Raw genomic sequence first — 3889 nt, 5'->3', positions numbered from 1 at the left:
TCGTTTCTATGACAACGAAGCTCAATTATCTGCAAAAGAAGTCCTAAGCGATGTTTTGGGTAGTGATTATATTGCGGCGCTAAATATGGCACCAAGCACACCTGATTGGCTTAAGTCTATGGGTGCTGGACCTATGAAACTTGGTCTAGATTTGCGAGGTGGTGTTCACTTCTTACTCGAAGTTGATATGGATAAAGCTTTGAGTCAAAAGCTTCAAGTCTCAATGAGTGATATTAAAACAGCGATGCGTAGTGAAAAAATTCGCTATCGTTCGGTATTGGTTGAAGGCACTGATGGCCTCAAGGTTAAGTTCAAGTCTGAAAAGGAATTGGACAAAGCGGTTTCGCTTGCCGCATCAGAATATCGTCAGTTTACACGTACAACAATCGAAGAAGATGAAAGCTTCTTCTTATTGCTAAAACTATCTGAAGCGCGAATTAAAGAGATTGAAGATTATGCTGTTCAACAAAACCTGATTACGCTTAGAAATCGTGTTAACGAACTGGGTGTTGCTGAGCCTTTGGTTCAGCGTCAGGGGCGTAACCGTATCGTGGTTGAGCTCCCTGGTGTTCAGGATACGGCGGCAGCAAAACGTATTATTGGTAAAACAGCAAACCTGGAGTTTCGTCTAGAGGCTAAGTCGAGCGCTTCTAGCCGAGAAATGCAGCAGTTTGACTTCAAGAGTGAGAAAGGACGTACCGCTTACCTGGAAAAAGATATTATCGTCACGGGAAGCAATGTATCGAATGCTCGTGCGAGTTTTGATGAAAACGGAGTGGCACAGGTTAATATCGACCTTGACGGTAAGGGCGGTAAGTTGATGCTTGAAGTGACCAAGCGAAACTTAAAGCGCCGCATGGGTGTTTTATTTATCGAGCAGAAGTCTGAGCTAATTAAGAAAATAGTCGACGGTGAAGAAGTAACAGAGCGTCGTAACCGTGAGATTCGCCAGATTATTAACTTGGCAACGATACAGGGGGCGTTTGGTAACAGCTTCCGTATTACCGGTCTGGACTCAGCCACCGAAGCTGCTGAACTGGCATTGCTTCTTAGAGCGGGTTCGCTTGCAGCGCCAATTTACTTTGTTGAAGAGCGTACAGTTGGGCCTAGCCTGGGGCAGGCAAATATCGACGCGGGTTTGATGTCCGTTCAAATCGGTTTCGCTTTGGTCTTATTGTTTATGCTTGTTTACTACCGGGCATTTGGTGTTGTCGCGAATATTGCTCTAGCAATAAACGTCATTCTATTGTGTGCATTAATGTCGATGATCTCTGCCACACTTACCCTGCCAGGCATCGCTGGTATTGTACTGACTGTCGGTATGGCGGTTGATGCAAACGTGTTGATCTTTGCTCGTATCCGCGAGGAGCTGGCAAACGGTCTTTCTCCTCAGCAAGCTATTCATGCCGGCTATAGTCGAGCATTTGTAGCGATTTTCGATGCAAATATAACCACGTTGATTGCTGCGGTTATCTTGTTTGCGGTAGGAACTGGCCCGGTTAAAGGTTTTGCGGTGACATTGTCACTCGGTATTATGACTTCGCTCTTCACTTCTGTCGTACTGACGCGAGCGATTGTTAACTTGGCCTATGGCGGCCGTCAGCTGAAGAAAATTTCGATAGGGTAAGGTGCTCAGGATGAACAATACAATAGATTTTATGGGCAAACGTAAGATTGCCGCGGCATTCTCGATCATCTTATTGCTTGCCTCAATTACTTCGCTTGGTGTGAAAGGTCTGGCTTTGGGTTTGGATTTTACAGGGGGGACGCTGGTAGAGGTTGAATACCAAGAAGCGCCGAACCTTGAAGAAGTGCGTGAGCAGTTGCTTGCAGCGGGTTATGAGAAATTAGTTGTACAAAACTTTGGTGCAGCAACATCTGTGTTGGTTCGCTTGTCTGAGTCGTTTAACGATAAGGTTGGTGCGCAAGTCGCGAGCACCTTGTCTGCGAATGGTGTGCAGCTAGAGCTGACCAGAGCTGAATTTGTTGGCGCACAGGTTGGTGAAGAGTTAAGAGAGCAGGGCGGCATTGGCTTGCTGTTGGCCTTGGGTTTGGTCATGTTCTATGTTGCTGTCAGGTTTCAGTTCAAGTTCTCGGTAGGTGCTGTATCGGCTTTGATACATGATGTCATTATCGTTATTGGTGCTTTTTCCATTCTGGGTTGGGATTTCGACTTAACCGTATTGGCTGCTCTACTAGCGGTAATTGGTTATTCCTTGAATGACACGATTGTTGTATCCGACCGTATTAGGGAAAACTTCAGAAAGTTAAGAAAGTCAGAGCCTGATGAAGTCATTAACATTTCGTTGACACAAACTTTATCTCGAACCTTGGTTACATCGGCGACGACTTTGTTAGTGCTGTTTGCCTTGTACTTTCTTGGTGGTGAAATGATTAACGGCTTTGCTAAGGCGCTTTTGATTGGTGTGTTAGTGGGTACGTATTCATCTATTTATGTTGCTAGTAATGTCTTGTTGTCGATGGGTGTGAGCAAAGAAGATTTGATTGCTCCAGTTGTCGAGGACGAGGAAGGAAACGCTATTGATGACCAACCTTAAAGTCAGGTAGTCAAATACTAGCCATAAAAAAGGGAGCAGAAGCTCCCTTTTTTATGGCTAGTATTTAGCGCTCTCAAACGCGCTACCTTAGAGGCGTGTTTGAAAAGTATTAAAGCGCTGGACCAATGCTTTAAAGAGCTTTGGATTGGCAACGATGATTTTGTCTTCTTTATCGCTAAATACACCGCCGTTTAGTGTACCTGTCAGTGCGCCAGACTCCTGGCATAGCAGCAGAGCTGCTTCAAGCTCTTTAGCGTTTACCTTGGTTAGTATTGCTGCATCAATTTGGCCAGCGGCAACCATGGCGACATCAAGAGCATCGCAATTGCTAACCTGCATTTGACCGACATTGCTTCCCACTTCACTAATAAAGTCAGCAATGACGTGAGATTCGGCAGGTGAGTCGAATTGATTTATGGTATTGATTGCAACCGTCGCTTCAGCTAGCGATTTAGGAGAGGTACAACGAATTCTTCTGCCATTAAGTGCTGCTCCGCTTCCACGGCTTGCTGTGTATTCATCACCATTTGTCGGGTTAACAAGTAAGGCGTTTTGAGATTTTCCTGAAGACTTATGAACAAGTGAAAAAGCCGTTGCTGGGATTTTTCGTAGCAGGTTGTAGGGCGCGTGAAAGCCGTTAACTTGCCAGCTATCTTCTTTTACGTCGCTAGGTGTTTCATCGGGTGCGATAATGAAGTGGGTTGGGTTGGCTTTCTTTAGGCTATCAAAGAAGGTTTGAAATAAAGTAGATTCAAGATGGCTGACCAGCTTTTCATTAGCATTAGGGTCAGATTGGTTTGGATCATTTTTATCGATACTTTGATTAATATATTCGCATGCTTGACGAGAAGCGCGCAAAGCAATATTTAAAATAGGCTTCATAGTTACCACTTACATATAAAAAGTGAATGACAAAAGAACGAATTGATAAAGAGCGTATGGTGCAGTCCAGCGTACTGGAGACCAAGTGGGGCGGATCATAGCAAAAAAATGTGACAGAGGCACGCGAATATAGAAATCTCCAAGGTGCTATTCAGAGGGTCCCGGTGAGCAAATCTTGATTAGGTACTCCCATCTAGATTAAAACGGCGTTAAACTAGCGCTCTAGTTGGTGAATTTTCAGAGTGTGTACATCTAGCAGCCTGGTCACCTTATAATTTATTCGCAATTATATGGAACAACTTTGCAAGATAAAACAAATGACAGTCGTCGCAGGCCGACTCAGGCAAGAAGTAAAAAGCGTGTCGACGCAATTCTGAATGCAGCAAAATCCTTAATTTCTGAAAAGGGCAGCGCCCAACTTAAAATTCACGAAATTTCGGAGCGTGCTG

The 3889-nt window shown here is 44.6% G+C and carries 3 protein-coding genes; 2 read left to right on the top strand and 1 reads right to left on the bottom strand.

Annotated features, from left to right (window positions below; translation table 11 throughout):
* A partial coding sequence (secD, locus tag A3757_RS12140) for a protein translocase subunit SecD (RefSeq protein WP_068739697.1) occupies window positions 1-1627 on the top strand: 1627 nt, incomplete at its 5' end.
* A 10-nt stretch (window positions 1628-1637) separates the two neighbouring features.
* Window positions 1638-2558 (top strand): protein translocase subunit SecF, encoded by a 921-nt coding sequence (secF, locus tag A3757_RS12135; protein WP_068510624.1) that lies wholly within the window; start codon window positions 1638-1640, stop codon window positions 2556-2558.
* Between the two features lie 87 nt (window positions 2559-2645).
* On the opposite strand, the gene A3757_RS12130 is transcribed toward secF, so the two are convergent.
* Window positions 2646-3440, bottom strand: a complete 795-nt coding sequence (locus A3757_RS12130; RefSeq protein ID WP_068510623.1) for an inositol monophosphatase family protein — start codon at window positions 3438-3440, stop codon at window positions 2646-2648.
* Window positions 3441-3889: the final 449 nt, after the last annotated feature.

This window comes from Oleiphilus sp. HI0117, from assembly GCF_001635235.1.
The sequence above is the reverse complement of the archived record's forward strand: the minus strand, read 5'-3'. Positions and strand labels throughout refer to the sequence as shown.